17 protein-coding genes are annotated in these 17,567 nt (G+C 46.3%); 4 read left to right on the top strand and 13 right to left on the bottom strand.

Annotated elements, in window-relative coordinates; translation table 11 throughout:
* Positions 1–14 precede the first annotated feature (14 nt).
* The 3 genes from EFK13_RS01990 to EFK13_RS01980 form a co-directional block, all read right to left on the bottom strand.
* A complete protein-coding gene (locus EFK13_RS01990; RefSeq protein ID WP_129506915.1) occupies positions 15–797 on the bottom strand; it encodes a nucleotidyltransferase domain-containing protein in 783 nt (260 codons plus the stop codon).
* A gap of 83 nt (positions 798–880) precedes the next feature.
* Positions 881–1,837: a cephalosporin C deacetylase gene (gene cah, locus EFK13_RS01985; RefSeq protein ID WP_129506774.1), complete on the bottom strand. Its 957-nt coding sequence runs from the start codon at positions 1,835–1,837 to the stop codon at positions 881–883.
* 71 nt (positions 1,838–1,908) lie between these two features.
* Positions 1,909–2,883 carry a LysR family transcriptional regulator gene (locus EFK13_RS01980; protein WP_129506775.1) on the bottom strand — a complete coding sequence of 325 codons (975 nt, stop codon included), beginning with the start codon at positions 2,881–2,883 and terminating at the stop codon, positions 1,909–1,911.
* Positions 2,884–2,999: 116 nt separating this feature from the next.
* On the opposite strand from EFK13_RS01980, the gene EFK13_RS01975 reads away from it, so the two are divergent.
* On the top strand, positions 3,000–3,761 hold the full coding sequence (locus EFK13_RS01975) for a class I SAM-dependent methyltransferase (RefSeq protein WP_129506776.1): 762 nt from the start codon (positions 3,000–3,002) through the stop codon (positions 3,759–3,761).
* A gap of 25 nt (positions 3,762–3,786) precedes the next feature.
* Here the strand turns inward: EFK13_RS01975 and EFK13_RS01970 are convergent, their stop codons facing one another.
* Complete coding sequence (locus tag EFK13_RS01970) at positions 3,787–4,347, bottom strand: shikimate kinase (protein WP_129506777.1); 561 nt, start codon at positions 4,345–4,347, stop codon at positions 3,787–3,789.
* Positions 4,348–4,618: 271 nt separating this feature from the next.
* Here EFK13_RS01970 and tmrB point away from each other — a divergent pair, with 271 nt between their 5' ends.
* Entirely contained in the window at positions 4,619–5,212 is a 594-nt protein-coding gene (gene tmrB / locus EFK13_RS01965) for a tunicamycin resistance ATP-binding TmrB (protein WP_129506778.1), read from the top strand.
* Positions 5,213–5,261: 49 nt separating this feature from the next.
* Here tmrB and nadE read toward each other — a convergent pair whose 3' ends face one another.
* Both nadE and EFK13_RS01955 read right to left on the bottom strand, forming a co-directional pair.
* Entirely contained in the window at positions 5,262–6,080 is an 819-nt protein-coding gene (nadE, locus tag EFK13_RS01960; protein WP_129506779.1) for an NAD(+) synthase, read from the bottom strand.
* Between the two features lie 133 nt (positions 6,081–6,213).
* The gene (locus EFK13_RS01955) at positions 6,214–6,810 is read right to left on the bottom strand and encodes a DUF1989 domain-containing protein (protein ID WP_129506780.1); all 597 of its coding nucleotides are present in this window, start codon (positions 6,808–6,810) and stop codon (positions 6,214–6,216) included.
* A 129-nt stretch (positions 6,811–6,939) separates the two neighbouring features.
* On the opposite strand from EFK13_RS01955, the gene EFK13_RS01950 reads away from it, so the two are divergent.
* Positions 6,940–8,280 carry an amino acid permease gene (locus tag EFK13_RS01950; protein WP_129506781.1) on the top strand — a complete coding sequence of 447 codons (1,341 nt, stop codon included), beginning with the start codon at positions 6,940–6,942 and terminating at the stop codon, positions 8,278–8,280.
* Position 8,281: 1 nt separating this feature from the next.
* Here the strand turns inward: EFK13_RS01950 and EFK13_RS01945 are convergent, their stop codons facing one another.
* From EFK13_RS01945 to EFK13_RS01935, 3 genes are all read right to left on the bottom strand, one after another.
* Complete coding sequence (locus EFK13_RS01945) at positions 8,282–9,043, bottom strand: YqcI/YcgG family protein (RefSeq protein WP_129506782.1); 762 nt, start codon at positions 9,041–9,043, stop codon at positions 8,282–8,284.
* A 69-nt stretch (positions 9,044–9,112) separates the two neighbouring features.
* On the bottom strand, positions 9,113–9,742 hold the full coding sequence (locus EFK13_RS01940) for a LysE family translocator (RefSeq protein WP_103747627.1): 630 nt from the start codon (positions 9,740–9,742) through the stop codon (positions 9,113–9,115).
* A gap of 73 nt (positions 9,743–9,815) precedes the next feature.
* Entirely contained in the window at positions 9,816–10,280 is a 465-nt protein-coding gene (locus EFK13_RS01935) for a MarR family transcriptional regulator (RefSeq protein ID WP_129506783.1), read from the bottom strand.
* Between the two features lie 112 nt (positions 10,281–10,392).
* Here EFK13_RS01935 and bmr3 point away from each other — a divergent pair, with 112 nt between their 5' ends.
* Positions 10,393–11,931 (top strand): multidrug efflux MFS transporter Bmr3, encoded by a 1,539-nt coding sequence (gene bmr3 / locus EFK13_RS01930; RefSeq protein WP_129506784.1) that lies wholly within the window; start codon positions 10,393–10,395, stop codon positions 11,929–11,931.
* 43 nt (positions 11,932–11,974) lie between these two features.
* Here the strand turns inward: bmr3 and EFK13_RS01925 are convergent, their stop codons facing one another.
* The 4 genes from EFK13_RS01925 to EFK13_RS01910 form a co-directional block, all read right to left on the bottom strand.
* Positions 11,975–13,600, bottom strand: a complete 1,626-nt coding sequence (locus EFK13_RS01925) for an L-lactate permease (RefSeq protein ID WP_129506785.1) — start codon at positions 13,598–13,600, stop codon at positions 11,975–11,977.
* 31 nt (positions 13,601–13,631) lie between these two features.
* A complete protein-coding gene (locus EFK13_RS01920) occupies positions 13,632–14,597 on the bottom strand; it encodes an L-lactate dehydrogenase (RefSeq protein ID WP_129506786.1) in 966 nt (321 codons plus the stop codon).
* A 174-nt stretch (positions 14,598–14,771) separates the two neighbouring features.
* Entirely contained in the window at positions 14,772–16,751 is a 1,980-nt protein-coding gene (amyE, locus tag EFK13_RS01915; protein WP_129506787.1) for an alpha-amylase, read from the bottom strand.
* 214 nt (positions 16,752–16,965) lie between these two features.
* A complete protein-coding gene (locus EFK13_RS01910; protein ID WP_129506788.1) occupies positions 16,966–17,457 on the bottom strand; it encodes a DUF6773 family protein in 492 nt (163 codons plus the stop codon).
* Positions 17,458–17,567 lie beyond the last annotated feature (110 nt).

The following is a 17,567-nucleotide window of genomic DNA, read 5'->3' as shown; positions in this document are numbered from 1 at the left end:
AGCGACAAAAAACATCAGCTTCCTCCATCCTTCCACACTTCCTCAACCGTATTCAAAAGCAAACGATTCAATTCAGGCGTCATATCCTTTTGTTCTGCTTTCAGCGTTTTTGCCGCTTCCATGATTCTTTCGATTTCCGTTTCAATGAATTCGTGGATGACATGAATTCTTGCTTCAAGATCAAGCTCTTCGCCTCTTTTTTTCCGTTCAAGCAAGGTTTCCATTTCCGCCTTCAGCTCAGGGTCAGTAACAAGTTCATTCATCAAAACCGTAAAGTCCATAGGCGGAATCGTTCCGTGCTTTTCAATCCATTTGCAAGCCAAAATAGGCCGAAGCACGTAGAAATACTTTTTGATTTTGACCTCTTGCCCTTGAAGGTAATCCTTGACGTTCCTTCTCGCCATGTTGATGTAGTGATACACGCTTGCTTCAGGCTTAAATGCCTCCGTCCGCAGTTTCCTCAGCTGCTCTGCTGTCGTAAATGCTTCGTAATACACAATGTCAGAGGACAGCCATTCAAGAAGCGGCGGGTTTGACTTTTTGAAGAGGCGCAGCGTCTTTCTCAGCTCCCAGCCGCTGATATCCAGCAAATCGTGAATCGGTTCCTCAATGACATCCCGCTCCTGCTCAATTGAAAAATACCACTCCTTTTTCGGCACATAAATAAAGCGGACATCGTAATCACTATCCTGCGACGGGAATCCCCATGCGCGGCTTCCTGACTCAACGGCATATACGATTTTGACTCCGTATGACTGCTCGATTCGTTTTAATTCATCAATGATTCTTTGTTTCATATCTATTCGTCTCCAGTCTGTTCTCATTCCGGCAGTTTGCAGAAAAAAACCGCCTGATGAATCGCGGCGGCTTTTCACGTTTATCAGCCTTTAAGATGCTGCTTAAAGAAAGCAAGTTTTTCCGTTTGAAAGGCAGGGATATACTCATGCCCGAAGTAGCGGTACACCTTCAGCTCTTTCTCTGTCTCCAAGTGATTGTATGCGGCAAACACGGTGGACGGCGGCGTGACCTTGTCAATCAGGCCGATCGACATGAGAACAGGCACCTTCACTCGGTCGGCGAGATTCATAATATCGAAATATGAAAGTGTCTTCATCGCCTGTTCTTCCGTTTCCGGGCTGCCATTTCTTCTGAAGAAGGAATTGATTTCAAGGTACGGCTGTTCAAGCGCCACATCAATGGCCCGTTCAAAGTTGCTTAAGTAAGGATAATCGGCAACCGCGGCTTTCGGAATGTCTGACAGAGCCGCTGCGGCAATGGTTAAGCCTCCGCCTTGGCTTCCGCCTGTCACACCGATTCTTGTTTCGTCGACTTCGTCAAAGCTGCTGATCACTTCAAGCGCGCGGACGGCATCCAAATAAACACCTCGGTAATAGTATGTATCTTTATCAAGAATGCCTTTCGTCATCCAGCCCAAAGCGTGGCCGTGCGGAGAAATACTCGTATCCTCGCTGCTTTGCTGGCCGCGGACAAGCATTCCGAATGCGGCGTACCCGTGGAGCGCCCAGTTCACCATTTCATGAATCTCACCGTCATAGCTTGCGTTGTAACCGTGATATTTGACAATCGCCGGATGCGGGCCTTCCTTGTCAGGCACCGCGTACCATCCGGCAATGCGGGCGTCTCCGAAACTTTTATATGTGAGGCGGTACACCTTTACTCCGTCAGCAGGATAATCAACCGGCTGTAAATCTGGTGCTGCTTGGACTTTCGCAAGTTCGTCTAAAGACGACTTCCAGAACTCAGCAAAATCTTTCGGTGCTGTTTTTTCAGGCTTATACGTTTGCAATTGGTTGAGCGGCAGATCGAATAGTTGCATTTCCGATTATTCTCCTTTGTTTTATAAGATTTAGTTTGTATTCCTATACTACCACGTCCGGAACCTATTTTCTAAATATTTTCACATTTGCTTTCCAGACTGCCTTCATCAAACGTTTGTTTAAGACTTTCCCTGCTTAGCTCAATAAAGGCCTGAGCTGTCAGACTGATATAACGGTTCTTTAGAAAGACAAAGACGAGGGTTCGTGATGGCGCGGATTGAATAGATAAATAGATTACACCAGGATCTTTATCCCTTCTGACCATATTCGGCGCCATTGTCACACCTAATCCATTGGCCACAAGGGATTGGGCGGTTTCAATATGGCTTGTCTTAAAGGCAGCATTCGGCTTAAATCCGCTCTCGGCACAGAGATCAAGAACGGTTCGGCGAAACCCGTACCCTTCTTTTAACAGAATAAATGGCACATGCCTTACCATGTCAAGCGGCACACACGGCTGTCGGCCCTCCTCACCTTCCAGCGCTTTCTCAATCAGCGCGACCATTTCCGGCGGCATCCACCTTTGTTTTTCCTTCGGCACTGCGAGAACAATCGGTTCCGTGAGCAACGGTGTAATGGCGAGCCGTTCATCCTCGATCGGCAAGGATAAAACAGAAAGGTCAACCTCCCCCTTTGCCGTCATCTCCTCTAAAGAAACCGGATCTTTTTCAACAAGCTGAACCTCCACATGGGGATAGCGCGCCAAAAACTGTTTCAGCAGAGGCGGAAAGATATATCTCCCCGTCACTGCGGGAATCCCAATCGAAAGCTTGTGCCCGATCCCCTGTGATCGTTCCTGCATCTCCCTGAGCAAGTCATCTCTGGAACGAATGATGTCCTCGGCTTTTTCAATGAAACGCCTGCCGTGCGGTGTCAGCGTAACAGAGCCGTGGGATCTGTGAAAAAGGGGAAGCCCCAGTTCATTCTCAAGCTTTTTGATTTGCTGGCTGAGAGATGGCTGAGCGATATGAAGATGCTCTGCCGCCTTTGTAAAGCTTTGGCGCCGGGCGATTTCAGCCGCGTATTCCATCACTTTAATATCCATGTCATCCTCCATAGGTTGAACCTATCGTTTTTATCATTTTTATATCTTGGACGAATCATAACAGAAATTGCTAACATAATCCATATCATCATTTACTAAAGAAGGGGCTGGTTCACATGACAAATGAAACACCGTTTTCACAAAACGCCGAGATGTACCGGGATGAGAAGGTTTTTGCCGAGGGAGAGGATTTGGGGCTGATGATCAAAACGGCGGATTGCCGGGCGGAGCAGCGGGTGCTGGATATCGGAGCGGGCGCCGGCCATACGGCGCTGGCATTTTCTCCATATGTACAGGAGTGCGTCGGCGTTGATGCGACAAAAGAGATGGTAGAGGTTGCGTCCTCCTTTGCGCAGGAAAAAGGAGCGGGAAACGTACGCTTTCAGCAAGGAACGGCAGAATCACTCCCCTTCCCTGACGAATCATTTGATATCATTACCTGCCGATATGCTGCCCACCATTTTTCAGATGTCCGTAAAGCCGTCAGCGAAGTTGCACGCGTGCTGAAAAAGGACGGACGTTTCCTCTTGGTCGATCATTACGCGCCTGAAGACCGCGCTCTTGATGAGTTTGTCAATCACCTGAACCGGCTCCGAGACCCTTCCCACGTTCGGGAAAACTCATTATCAGAATGGCAGACGATGTTCTCGGCCAATCAGATAGACTATCAAGACATCCAAAAGTGGAATTTGCCGATTCAATACGAAAGCTGGATCAAACGGGGCGGAACCCCCGCCGATCGGGAAAAACAGATTATCAGCCATTTACATCAGGCATCAGAAGAAGCACGTGATACGTTCTGCTTCAAATGGAATCAAAACGGACAGCCCGACTCCTTTTGCTTAAAAGCGATTTTGATACAAGGAATAAAACGATAAAAAAAGCCGTGCACCGCACGGCTTTTCACATTGGCTGATAAAGATCCCAGCCGATTTTTAATGTCTCTACAATGTAATCGGCGACCTCTTCCGGAGAAAGGTTGTCTGTCGCCACTTTTGAATTGTGTTTGTCGTAAATGACTTTTCTTTCGTTAAACAGCTGTTCCATTTCATCCATTGAACGGTTATGCAGCACAGGGCGGTTCTCGATCAATAAATCCGCGCGCTGCTTCCAGTTCTCCCATGACAGGTCCAGATGGAGTACGAGACAGTTTTCCAGACAGCACTTTCTGATTTCCTCTTGTTTAAAAGACCCGCCGCCCAGAGATACGATTTTGAATCGTTTATGATGGCAGATATCTAAAATATATTCCTTCTCCGTTTTCCGGAAAAAGTCTTCTCCCTTTTCCTCAAACATCTCAGGGATCGACATGTTGAAGTCTTTTTCGATCTCTTGGTCAATATCGATAAAATCTCTATATAATTTCTTAGCGACCAATTGGCCGATTGTCGTTTTTCCTACACCCATGAATCCGATCAGGACGATATTTCTTTCTCTTACTGGGATGGCTCGTTTAGCGTTCATCTTCGGCGAAATCCTCCTAAGGAATGAAATTTTATATTCATTATATGCTTATTTTGCGAATATTTATATAGATACCGGCTTGCCCGGCCTTTTCCGTTCAGACGTTTTTGCCTGAATGACATTCATTGTACAACAATTTCGCTGATATTTTAATACTTCGACGCAAAAAAGCATTAAACCCTTTCAATCCCACATCTTCTATTGTTGTTCCTGCTGACTCTTCGATCGAAGGGTCTTTTTTTGTATCATAATTAAGAAGGGAGAAATGGAGATGATCATTTGGATAAACGGAGCTTTCGGTTCCGGAAAAACACAAACAGCCTTCGAACTGCACAGAAGGCTGAAAGCATCTTATGTGTATGATCCTGAGAAGATGGGTTTTGCGCTGCGCTCCATGATACCGCCGGAGATCGCGGAGAACGATTTTCAAAGCTATTCCTTATGGAGGGCGTTCAATTACAGCTTGCTTGCCTCCCTGACCGGTACATACCGCGGCATCATCATTGTGCCTATGACGATTGTACAGCCTGAATACTTTAATGAGATCATCGGCAGGCTTAGACATGACGGTCAGACGGTTCACCACTTTACACTAATGGCTTCAAAGGAAACCTTGTTAAAACGGCTGCGCACAAGAGCAGAAGGAAAAAACTCATGGGCCGCCAAACAAATCGACCGCTGCATGGAAGGATTGTCATCACCAGTCTTTGCGGATCACCTCCAAACAGACAACATGTCGATTCAGGCTGCGGCAGAAACCATTGCCGCGAAAGCCAAGCTTACATTAGAGCCTGATACGAGAGGCAGCCTTCGAAGGTTCACCGACAGATTGATGGTAAAGCTGAATCATATCCGCATCAAATAAAGATCCCGCACATGACAAAAGCCCGCTCTGCGAGCGGGCTTTCTTTATCCTATTTCCACCAGTCATCAAACATAGAAGCCGGAACCTGACGTTTATGCTCAGTTATGCTGTAGCGTTTTTCCAGTGCTTCCGACACTTTCGCTGATACTTCTTTTCCTTCGAGGTAATCATCAATCTCCTCGTAAGAGATGCCTAGCTCTGTTTCATCCGCCTGCTGCGGTTTTTCGTCGAGCAGATCGGCAGTTGGTTCTTTTAAGTATAAGCGTTCCGGTGCACCCAGCTCTTTCAGCAGGGTTCTTCCCTGGCGCTTCGTCAATCCAGTCAGCGGCAGGAGGTCGGCTCCGCCGTCACCGTATTTCGTAAAGAAACCAGTGACAGCCTCGGCTGCGTGGTCAGTGCCAATGACAAGAAGGCCTTCTTGGCCGCCGATCGCGTATTGGGCGATCATTCTTGTTCTCGCCTTTACGTTTCCTTTATTAAAGTCAGTCAGCTGCTCACCCGTTTCTTGCTGATACTGATCAGAAAACGCGCTGACTGTCGACTTAATGTCAAACTTCCATGATTTATCCGGCTTGATAAACTTTAAAGCAAGCTGGGCATCTTCTTCATCCTGCTGTGTGCCATGCGGAAGACGGACTGCGATAAATTGAGCGTCTCCGCCCTCCTCGCGAATGCTTTCCACCGCAAGCTGGGCAAGGCGCCCCGCAAGAGTTGAATCCTGTCCGCCGCTGATTCCCAATACAAAACCTTTAGCGCCGGTTTTCTTTACATATTGTTTTAAAAAATGGATTCGGTCCTCAATTTCTTGCTTTGGATCAATTGAGGGCTTCACATGTAATTCACGCATAATCTTTTCCTGCATGCTCATCCCAATCATTCCTCCTGTACAATTTCGCTGTTCCTTATTTGATCATTTCCCCAAATTAATGAAAATGAATCATGACAATTATGTATCCCTATTAAATATAGCACAGGTCTTCATTTACAGTGAACAAGAGAGATCAGCTGACTTCCACGCGTATAGACGTGACACTATCACCATTGCACTTTCCTTTTTCAATCGGGCAGGAAGAAAACGCGACAATTAAATCCATTTCCGCCCGCAGCCTTATATAATCCCCGGCATTCGACAGCGGCGTTTCCACAGACAGGTTCCCTTTATCATCAAGAACCGTATTCATAAAAATCGCAAACGGGTAATGCATGTGTGGCTTAGGCACGCCAAACTGTTCAAGCGCACGGTTCATATTGTCATAGCACGTATCCTGAAACTCATCCTTTTTCTTGCCGTATAACAGCCTGTTCATGTCAGGACGGCAGGCGGGAAGCAGCAGATCATGCTTGCCGACCGTATCCTCAATCAGCGTCAGCATCGGTTTGTATAAATTGGAGTAAATATGGTCATTCACCTTTACGTTTATGGAATGATTGGCATCAATCGTCGCTCCCTGATCAAGATGCTCATAAAAATCCTTGGCATGGTACGCGACAAAATCAGCCACCTGCTGTCCTTCTACATCAACCACCTTTAAAATCTGCCCCTTTTTCAGCTTCAGCCCAAGCCCTTTCTTCGGCTCTACGATATATTGCTGTGTCATTGATTCGCTCCTTTTTTCATTAGTATGGGCGTTCACCGCCTTCTCCATGTAAAAAGAGGCAAAAATCCGATGTATATAAGCTTCGGGCGGGTCGCAATCTAACCTTAGATAAAAGGGGTTGAAATGATTATGAGTCAAACTAAAAAAGACCAGCAAAAAGGGAATTTGGCTTGGTGGCAGCTGTCACTGATCGGAGTCGGCTGCACGATCGGAACAGGATTTTTTCTCGGGTCCAGCATCGCAATTGTAAAAAGCGGTTTTTCCGTTCTCCTCTCATTTCTTATCGCGGGGATCGGCACTTATTTTGTCTTCGAACAGCTCGCCAAGCTGTCGGCGAAACAGCCTGAAAAAGGCTCGTTTTGTGCGTATGCGCGAAAAGCGTTTGGCAAATGGGCAGGCTTCAGCAACGGCTGGGTGTACTGGTCATCAGAAATGCTGATTACCGGAAGCCAATTGACAGCCATTTCGCTATTTACGAAGCATTGGTTTCCTCAAGTGCCGTTATGGGTGTTTGCTTCAATCTACGCGGTACTCGGGCTTCTCATTATTTTCACCGGGCTGTCCGTTTTTGAAAAAACAGAAAACGTGCTGGCAGTCATCAAAACAGCCGCTATTTTTATGTTTATTGTGATTGCCATTCTGGCATTATGCGGCATCTTGTCCGGCGGAAAGCCTGATGTACAGGTTCCAAACAAGGTGAATGAGTTTTTCCCATACGGCGCCATGGGACTGTGGACAGGTTTAATCTACGCGTTTTACGCCTTTGGCGGAATTGAAGTCATGGGGCTGATGGCGGTTCACTTAAAAAAACCTGAAGAAGCGTCTAAATCAGGGAAACTGATGCTGTCGACACTGGCGATTGTTTATATCATTTCAATCGGGCTGGCTTTGCTTTTGGTTCCGTTACGCACGTTTACAGAAGAGGACAGCCCGTTCATTACGTCGTTAAAGGGACATAACCTTGAGATTATCCTCGATATTTTTAACGGGATTTTCATTATCGCCGGGTTCTCGACCCTTGTCGCTTCGCTTTTCGCGGTTACGACATTGCTTTGTACGATGGCAGATGACGGTGACGCGCCGAAATGCTTCACCTTAAAGGAAGGCAAAAAAATTTGCTGGCCGGCCCTGGGGCTGACGTTTGCCGGGCTTGTTTTATCCATCATTCTGTCTTTAGTGCTGCCGAAAAACATTTATGAGCACATGACGACAGCAGCCGGGCTTATGCTTTTATACACTTGGCTGTTTATCCTGTTCTCCAGCAAAAAGCTGACCGATCCCAAAGGCATAGGGAAAACGCAAATTTATTTAGCGGTGATTCTGATTGCGGCGGCAGTGTCCGGCACATTGTTTGAAAAATCAAGCCGGCCCGGTTTTTTTGTGAGCATAGGTTTCCTCGCGATCATTGCCGTCGTAACCATGATCTATCAAAAAAAGCAGGGTCACAAAGACCGCCCTGCCAGCTCTTGATTTATTTCATTTTGTTGAACATGTTCTTTAAATAAGAAAACGGGCACTTCGATACCTGTTTTTCGTCATCACGGAGGAAATACTGCTTCCATTCACGGTTATCCTTTCCTCCGTACCAGCCTAATTCAGGGTGAATCGGAGTGTGATCGTATGCCTTTAACCGGGAGCGGATCAGTCTGCTCATGTTGCGGCCAAAAGCGGTTGAGCCATTTAACTCTTCAAACACCCATCTCGGCTGAAACGTGATCATAAAAAAAGGAAAGCTCCGGCTTCTTCTCGCCTCGTGCCCCGGTGTTGCGCAAAGAATAAAGTACGGCTCGCCGGCAAAACAAAACTCCCATTTATAATGCTCAGGATCGGCCGGAATATCTTCCGGCCACTCTTTTTCGTCTTGTTCGCTCAGTCTATTTAAAAAACGCCAAAACAGCTCTTCATACGCTTCAATCGAATAGTGCTCAGCCAAATCTTCCGGCGTATCAAACAATACAACGAGGGATGCGTATTTTCCAGTGTCCCGCGATATCTTGCCGTACTCCGCTAGCAACGGAGCCAGTTCCTCCGCTGTGCGGTTTTCCCGCGGATCTCCGGCAAAAGCAATGCGCAGCTGGTCAGTCAGAAACGCCTGGCGTCCGGGAATGCACGGAAACGTATCCGCGTCATCAGCCAGCGTTTCTGCCAAAAGCTCAAAAGCGATTCTTTGCCATTCCGGGAGCTCAGCTTGATTACGTTCCAGAAAACTTTTGGTGTAAATCCCATTCACCATTGATCCACCTCCAGTATCATCTGGATACTATATTAAAACGGGAGGCGGCGGGTGACTGTCCTTCATGAATCAGCCCAATAACTGTTTGATGCCCTGATAGCCGAAGTAAAACCCAAACACAAGGAGAGATACACCGGCGATTCCGGTCAATCCTCTCAATAGCTTTTCATGAAGCAGGTTTCTGAACATACTGGCGGTAATCGCCATGCAAAAATCCCAGATTAAAATGCCGATCATGATGCCGGAGCTATAGATGAGAAGCTGATTCATATTGTAGGCCTCCGCTGTTTTCGCAAGAATGCTCCCGTAAATCCCCAGCCAAAAAAGGATGCTCAATGGATTTGACAGTGAAATGAGAAAACCTGAAGCGAACGTTTTCCGGAATGACGGCTTTCCCCGCGAGCTGCGCACATCCATTGGTTCCCTGACATTTTTCAGCGTCTCAATTCCGGTATAGGTCAGAACAAAAAAGCCGAAGAGCCACAAAAACGTTTTCACGAATGGAGCGGTCAAAAACTGCGACAGCCCGAAATAGATAAACAGCATGTACAGTCCGTCCGCTGTCATGGCGCCTAAACCAAAAATCCACGCATGCCAAAAACCGTTTTTAATTCCTTTGTCTATTTGCGCCGCATTCACAGGTCCCACAGGCGCAGACAAGGACAGTCCCAGCACAATATAGCTCAAAAAAATGTTCACCGGCCCGTACTCCCTTCTCTAACTTAACTTGTACAATTTATTCGGGAACGGGCCAAGCTATGCACAATTTCGCTTACTGTTTCAAACGTTCAAGCTCTTTCTCCATTATATCGGACGCTTTGTCTACGAAACTGAAAATGAGCTCCAGTTCCTCTTCCGTATACTCGCGGCACAAATCCATCGTTGACTCGGAAAGAGAATGGAATAAATCCTTTATATGTTTTTTTGAAGCGGTCAATGGGACGATCATGACTCTTCTGCGGTCGTTCGGGTCCTTTTCACGAGCCACATACCCCGCTTTTTCAAGCCGGTCAACAAGCGCTGTGACTGAACCTGTGCTGAGGCCTGTCTTTTTCCCAAGCTCTCCGGCCGTCATCGGTCCCGCTTCATTTAAAATGTCAGCTGATTTCAAATCGGTGGGAAACAGACCGAGAGCATGAGCGGCTGCCTGATGAAACAGAACCGTTCTGGTGCCCAATTTTCGAAAAATCTGAACAGCGGTCTTTTCCAACTCACTTCTGGAATTTCTTGTTGACAACTGACAGTCCTCCCTATAGAATCGAATTTATCTTGATAATCGAGATATTTAATGATCAAACTATTATCATGATATCAGAACTTACATAGAAAAGTAAGAGGAGGTAGAACAAATGGACACAACATCAACAAAACAGGCTTCCACCAAATTTGTGGTCCTCGGTCTCCTGCTGGGCATTTTGATGTCCGCAATGGACAATACGATTGTTGCCACCGCGATGGGCAGCATCGTAGCGGATCTTGGAAGCTTCGATAAATTTGCTTGGGTGACGGCATCTTATATGGTGGCGGTCATGGCTGGAATGCCGATTTACGGCAAGCTTTCCGATATGTACGGCCGAAAACGTTTTTTCCTGTTTGGACTTATTTTTTTCTTAATCGGATCGGCTTTATGCGGGATTGCACAGACAATGAATCAGCTGATCATTTACCGGGCCATTCAAGGGATCGGGGGCGGAGCTCTCCTGCCGATTGCCTTTACCATTATCTTTGATTTGTTTCCGCCGGAAAAACGCGGAAAAATGTCCGGCATGTTCGGTGCTGTATTTGGATTATCCAGTGTTCTTGGGCCGCTGTTAGGCGCGATCATTACAGATTCAATCAACTGGCATTGGGTGTTTTACATCAATGTGCCGATCGGCGCATTGTCATTGTTTTTCATTATTCGCTATTACAAAGAATCTCTGGAGCACAGAAAACAGAAAATTGACTGGGGCGGCGCGATTACCTTAGTCGTATCGATTGTATGCCTGATGTTCGCCCTTGAGCTAGGCGGCAAAACATACGATTGGAATTCCATTCAAATCATTGGCTTGTTTATTGTATTCGCGGTTTTCTTCATTGCCTTTTTTATTGTGGAGAGAAAAGCGGAAGAACCGATCATTTCGTTCTGGATGTTTAAAAACCGTTTGTTTGCCACAGCACAGATTCTCGCTTTCCTGTATGGCGGAACATTCATTATTTTAGCGGTATTTATTCCGATTTTCGTTCAGGCGGTATACGGCAGCTCAGCGACGAGCGCAGGCTTTATTTTGACGCCGATGATGATTGGATCAGTCATCGGGAGCATGATCGGCGGGATCTTCCAAACGAAAGCAAGCTTCCGCAATTTGATGCTGATATCTGTTACGGCTTTCTTTATCGGCATGCTGCTTTTATCCAATATGACACCGGAGACGGCACGGGTATGGCTGACAGTCTTTATGATGATTTCTGGCTTTGGCGTAGGCTTTAACTTCTCCCTCCTGCCGGCGGCATCGATGAATGATCTTGAACCTCGCTTTCGGGGAACGGCCAACTCTACAAATTCATTTTTGCGGTCATTCGGCATGACTCTGGGCGTCACCATTTTCGGAACGGTGCAAACAAACGTATTCACAAACAAGCTGAGCGACGCCTTCAGCGGCGTGAAAGGCTCAGCAGGCTCAGGCGCGGCGCAAAATATCGGCGACCCGCAGGAGATTTTCCAAGCAGGAACACGCTCCCAAATTCCTGAGGCGATCCTGAATCGCATTATTGACGCCATGTCATCAAGTATCACGTATGTCTTTTTGCTCGCTTTGGTTCCAATCGTCCTCGCGGCGGTTACCATTTTGTTTATGGGAAAAGCCAGAGTGAAAACAACAGCTGAAATGGCGAAGAAAGCCAATTAACACAAAAAAGCAGTACATGCTGGCATGTACTGCTTTTTTTCGATTACAATCCTAATCTCGCAAGAATAAACGTCCATATACAAATGATCAATAACAGAATCAGGCTGTACGCCACTGTCCGTTTAAACAGTTTAGATTCCTTGCCTGTCTGGCCGACCGCTGCGGCGGCGATGGCGATAGACTGTGGAGAAACAAGTTTCGCCATTACCCCGCCCGCCGTATTTGCAGCTAACAGCAAATCAGAACCCGCACCGATCTGCGCTCCGGTGACAACCTGCAAATGTCCGAACAACGCGTTATTGCTGACGACAGAACCGGTAATGAACACGCCGATCCAGCCGAGAACCGGACTGACAAACGGGAACAAGTCTCCTGTTTTCGCCAGCGCCAGCCCAATTGAAGAGCTGAGCCCTGCGAAGTTGGCCAGGTTGGCAAATCCCATCACAAAGCAGATCGTGATAATCGGCACCCACAGCTCTTTTCCCGTCTCCTTCAAGGAAGCAAAGGCATCCCGATAAGAGAAATTTTTGCTGAACAGCCCTGTCACGATGACTGCCGCTAAAATCGCTGTACCAGTCGCTGACAACAGATCGACTTTAAAGACTGCATCTAACGGCATGGCAGATGGCGCAATCGGCGGCATTTTCATAATTTGCTGATGCAGAAAAGGCATTTTCAATAATAGTGTTGTCTGATTTAACAGCCCGCCTTCTTGGAATAGCGCTTTGAAGGCAGGAAGGCTCCAGATTGTGATCGCGGCAGTTAAAATGTAGAAAGGAGACCATGCTTTCGCAATGTCAGCGGCACTGTATGCCTTTTTCTCACCAGTCTCGCCGGCTCCTTCCTCCCGGTAAATCTCTTTCGGCTGCCATTTGCGGAGGAACAGCGCAAGTCCGCCCATGCTGAACAAAGCCGCCAAAATGTTGGCTAATTCCGGTCCGAGCACCGCCATTGTCAGTGTCTGAATCGCTGTATACACACCGCTCACAACCAACAGGGCAGGCCATGTCTGCCTGATTCCTTTCATCCGGTCTAATAGGAATACAAGCAGAAACGGAATCAAAAATGAGATCATCGGCAATGTCCACATCAATGTCTGAGACAGCTCAAGAGCAGACAAATCACCAATCTGCGCCCCAGTGATCACAGGAATACCGATCGCGCCAAAGGCTCCAGAGGCTGCGTTCGCAATCAAGCAGAGCGCCGCCGCTTTTAGCGGTTTAAAACCAAGTTCGACGAGCAGTGCCGCACTAATGGCAATCGGAACACCAAAACCGGCCGCGCCTTCTAAAAACGCGTTAAAACAAAAACCAATTAATAATAGCTGTAATCGCTGGTCAGGCGAAATGCCGGCAATGCTGGACCGAATAATGGTAAACTTTCCGGTTTTCACTGCGATTTTATACAGCCACACCGCCATCAGGACGATGTAGCCAATGGGCCACAGCCCGTTCCCGATTCCCAGCAAAACAGAAGAAATTGCTTTTTCAACCGGCATATGAAATGCCAAAACAGAGACGAAGAAACTGACGGCTAGCGTAAGAAACGCCGCAAGTATGCCTTTCATTTTAAAGACAGTTAAAGCCAAGAGAAAAAAGAGAATCGGAGTGAGCGCCGCGAGTGCGCTCACATACTCGTTTCCAAACGGATCATACAACTGCTCCCACATTGACAATCAGCCCTTTACTCTATAGTTGCGATTAGTTGACTTGTTGTTCTGCAAAATGAGGTTTTAAAATGTTTTTAAGGACGCCTGCGCTGTGAAGGAACTGTTCTTTTTCTTTCTCATTTAAATTCATCTCCGTGATGCCAGCAATTCCGCCGCGGTTCACGACAGCCGGAACGCCGATGTACACGTCATCTGCGCCGTATTGTCCATCCAAATATGTGCTGACAGTTAAAATGCTATTTTCATTATGAAGAATGGCTTTTGTAATGCGGGCAAGGCTCATCGCAACGCCATAATAAGTCGCACCTTTTTTCTCAATGATATGGTAAGCGGCGTTTTTCACGTCATCGACGATCTGGTCAAGTTCTTCTTGTTTATATGCATCGTTTTTCTCAACAAGTTCACTGACCGGCACACCGCCGACATTTGCGTGGCTCCAAACAGGAAGTTCTGTGTCGCCGTGCTCTCCGATAATATGCGCATGCACGTTTTGAGGCGCCGCGCCGAAGTATTCGCTCAGCATGTAACGGAATCTCGCAGAATCTAGTGTTGTGCCGCTTCCGATCACCCGCTCTTTTGGCAGGCCGCTGAATTTCCATGTTGCGTAAGTCAGAATATCAACTGGATTTGTCGCGATTAAGAAAATGCCGTCAAATCCGCTCGCCATGACTTCACTGACGATACCTTTGAAAATCTTTAAGTTCTTTTCTACTAATTCAAGACGTGTCTCACCAGGTTTTTGGTTTGCACCGGCGCAGATGCAGACAATATCAGCATCCTTGCAGTCTTCATATGTTCCGTAAGATGTTTTGACCGGCTGCGGCGCAAACGCCTTTCCGTGGTTTAAATCCATGACATCGCCCATTGCTTTTTCTTTATTTAAATCAATGACCACAAGCTCATCTGTGATCGCTTGGTTAATTAACGCAAATGCATAACTGCTTCCAACAAAACCCGCTCCGATTAAAGCTACTTTATTTACATGTTTGTTCATCATTAATCATCCTTCCAGGGTATGTTTCTCTTTGATGTTTGTTTGTGAAGTATTTCACATTTATATTGTGCAACATTTCACAAACTTTTGCAAGAGAAAAGTTTTGTCTGATTTATGAACAAAAAAGAAACCATCTATGATGGTTTCTTTTGGGATTTCCTCTCTAATCGCTTGCCCTCATTGAGGAAGAGAACCGCTTAATCCAGAGTCGTTATATAAACCATTTTGCACATAATCAAAGCCAGGCTGATTCTGGCCGGGCACTTGGGCACTGCCATTATTAAAAATCACTTTGGCGTTCGTTGTATCCGTATCAGCAGGCAGCGTCAGCGTGTAAATTCCATCCGCATTCTTAGTCATTGCTTTTCCAGGCCAAGATCCGGTCAATTCTATTGCCCGGCCTCCATCATGTTTATAGATATAAGCATTTACTTGGCCCCAATGATTTGGATTTTGATAACCGATGGTTTTGGCTGAAGACGGGTCTCTTTTTACAAAGCTGTATACCTGGGTCCTGTTTACACCATCATTGTTCGTTCCTGTTAATGTGATGTTGTATGTTTTCCCAACCGGATCTCCTTTTCCGATTGTTAATTGGTCTCCATCCTTAAACGCAGTCTCTTGCCCATTATTGATTTGATACACGGCTTTTGCCGTATTCGCGTTTGCACGCAGGGTAATCGTCAGCTGATCATTAAAAAAATGTGTCATACCTGTTTTGTAATTCTCAAGAGAGACTTGAGGCGCGTTTGCAATATCGTCACGATAAAGAACAGCCACAGATCTCGCATTGAGCGTGCCTGTCAGTTTACCGTCCCTTACTTGAAAGGAACCGGTCCCAGCTTTATTATCATAGCTGCCATTAGGTAATTTCGTTGAAGCATTGATGCTGACAGAAGAAGAACCCGCATTCGCCAACACAACACCTTGTGAGCCGCGCTGATTCATAAATATTTGATTGTTCCCATTCGGATTCGATAGCTCCTCAGGCTGCCCAGCCATTACATTGTGAAACGTATTGACCGCAGCGATAGCCTGATCTTCAAATAAAGCGCTCCCGCGATCGCCTATTTGGGTTTTCCCCGGGAATCTCACACCGTTTCCGCCGCCCTCAGGTCTGGAAAAGAAGAGAGGCGTACTGCCTGAACGAGAAGCAATCACTGCCCAGCCTAAGCGAATATCGTCATCGCTCATCCATGTGGACTCTTCATCATCATTTGCATACGTATCATGCGATTCCACCCATGTGACTAACTTGTCCGCAGCCACATCAGATGCATAATGGGAAATATTCGACACGCTCAGATTACGATTCTTTAGAGCGGACCTTATGGAATGTCCATAGTTAGATGCTGTCACATTCATATAATTCGCATATGCTGCATCTCTGGAGGCACTATCTTGCAGGATTTCTCCGTATTGGAACTCAGCAGATGTGTTTGTGATATTCGGCCAAAACTGACTGCCGTAATTCCCATCATCAGGAAGCTCTATATGTTTGGCGGCATCAAAGCGAAATCCATCTGCCCCGTCATTCAAAGCTCTTTCTAAGAAACGTTTCAGATAGGACTGTACTTGTGTATTTTGTGTATTCCAGTCATACAGCCCGAGCAATGAATTCTGCGTGACATCCCATCGATCCGACCAGTTTTTAATTTGTGTGTTTCCGTGTGTCCAGTTTGGAATACTCTTAATCTCATTGGAAATGGCGGCATAGTCACTGGTGGTATGATTGATGACCGCGTCAACAATGACCTTTACGCCATATTCTTCAGCGGCTGCACACATATCTTTAAATTCCTGTTCAGTACCTAAGTAACGGTTGCCAATTTGATACGATGTCGGCTGATACAGCCAGTACCAGTTCGACATGCTTTTATTTCCTTGGTTCCCTTCCTTTACTTGGTTAATCGGAGACGTCTGAATGGCTGTATATCCTGCATCATGAATATCCTTCATATTGTGTTTTAACGTATTGAACGACCAATTCCACGCATGGAGAATGGTTCCGCTTTTGATCGATGGCGCTGTCAGTTCATTTGATGTGTTCTGTGTTTCAGCATTTGCAGCCGCAGGTCCTGCCAGAACCATATGAAACAGCAATAAAAATCCAGCGAATAACGGCAGTAAAGAGGTTTTGAATCGGTTTTGAAACATTCTTGACACTCCTTATTTGATTTTTGCAGACTTACTGCGGAGTCAAAAATCCCTCTTACTTCATTCTTCCGCTCCTCCTTTCAAACTGATGTGAAGACTGGAGAATTTTGTTAGCGCTTACATTTTAAATTATCACATCCTCTCTGCCTAAACAACTTGATAGAGTGAATTCAAATCTATATTCCTATCAAATAAAAAAGAAATCACCTATTTTTTAAGATGATTTCTTCTCTGCTTCTTCTTTTACCGCTCTTCTGTAAACCAGCTTCACAATCACATATCGAAGCAAAAACAGAACGCCGCTACAGACGATAAAAAGAAGGATCATTTTCAGCCAAGCGAAGAATGTATGGGGAATCCCCCTGTCGTACATCGTAAGCACCACTACCGCAAAGGCGACCGCAATTGAATCTATTCGCTGCTGTTTCACCCGTTTTTGCAGTTCTTCTTCGGTGTCTATTCTCGGCATGAGCATTCCCGACGCTCCTGCCCTGATGCAGTAATATAAGATGATGAGGAACAAAAACACAAGGCTTGCAGCCCATTCTTTAAACGGAAATTCAAACATAATGCCGCGGATGATCACATCAAGGAGCGCAAACGATCCCGCGATCATCCCAATCTCCGACCAGATTTTTTGTTCTTTTTCTTTTGCTCTCTTATTTTTCCCATTCACGCCTGAAAGTCTATTACGCAGATTATTCATGACCTTCCTCCCGCACTTTTACGAATGGCTTATGGCTTACATGTTACAATAACAGCCTGCGCTTCTGCAATGAATAACTCAAAAGCCCGCCGTGCAAGCCGGCGGGCAGC

Source organism: Bacillus cabrialesii, assembly GCF_004124315.2.
GTDB classification, from domain to species: Bacteria; Bacillota; Bacilli; order Bacillales; family Bacillaceae; genus Bacillus; species Bacillus cabrialesii.
This window is presented reverse-complemented; position numbering and strand designations above follow the sequence as displayed.

Bases quoted from the DNA above. Each gene is read 5' to 3' on its own strand.
- EFK13_RS01975 (WP_129506776.1), top strand. From the start codon at position 3,000: ATGACAAATGAAACACCGTTTTCACAAAACGCCGAGATGTACCGGGAT.
- amyE (WP_129506787.1), bottom strand. From the start codon at position 16,751: ATGTTTCAAAACCGATTCAAAACCTCTTTACTGCCGTTATTCGCTGGA.
- tmrB (WP_129506778.1), top strand. From the start codon at position 4,619: ATGATCATTTGGATAAACGGAGCTTTCGGTTCCGGAAAAACACAAACA.
- EFK13_RS01990 (WP_129506915.1), bottom strand. From the start codon at position 797: ATGAAACAAAGAATCATTGATGAATTAAAACGAATCGAGCAGTCATAC.
- EFK13_RS01910 (WP_129506788.1), bottom strand. From the start codon at position 17,457: ATGAATAATCTGCGTAATAGACTTTCAGGCGTGAATGGGAAAAATAAG.
- EFK13_RS01925 (WP_129506785.1), bottom strand. From the start codon at position 13,600: ATGTGGGAGCAGTTGTATGATCCGTTTGGAAACGAGTATGTGAGCGCA.
- EFK13_RS01955 (WP_129506780.1), bottom strand. From the start codon at position 6,810: ATGACACAGCAATATATCGTAGAGCCGAAGAAAGGGCTTGGGCTGAAG.
- EFK13_RS01950 (WP_129506781.1), top strand. From the start codon at position 6,940: ATGAGTCAAACTAAAAAAGACCAGCAAAAAGGGAATTTGGCTTGGTGG.
- EFK13_RS01945 (WP_129506782.1), bottom strand. From the start codon at position 9,043: ATGGTGAATGGGATTTACACCAAAAGTTTTCTGGAACGTAATCAAGCT.
- EFK13_RS01980 (WP_129506775.1), bottom strand. From the start codon at position 2,883: ATGGATATTAAAGTGATGGAATACGCGGCTGAAATCGCCCGGCGCCAA.
- EFK13_RS01970 (WP_129506777.1), bottom strand. From the start codon at position 4,347: ATGAACGCTAAACGAGCCATCCCAGTAAGAGAAAGAAATATCGTCCTG.
- cah (WP_129506774.1), bottom strand. From the start codon at position 1,837: ATGCAACTATTCGATCTGCCGCTCAACCAATTGCAAACGTATAAGCCT.
- bmr3 (WP_129506784.1), top strand. From the start codon at position 10,393: ATGGACACAACATCAACAAAACAGGCTTCCACCAAATTTGTGGTCCTC.
- EFK13_RS01920 (WP_129506786.1), bottom strand. From the start codon at position 14,597: ATGATGAACAAACATGTAAATAAAGTAGCTTTAATCGGAGCGGGTTTT.
- nadE (WP_129506779.1), bottom strand. From the start codon at position 6,080: ATGAGCATGCAGGAAAAGATTATGCGTGAATTACATGTGAAGCCCTCA.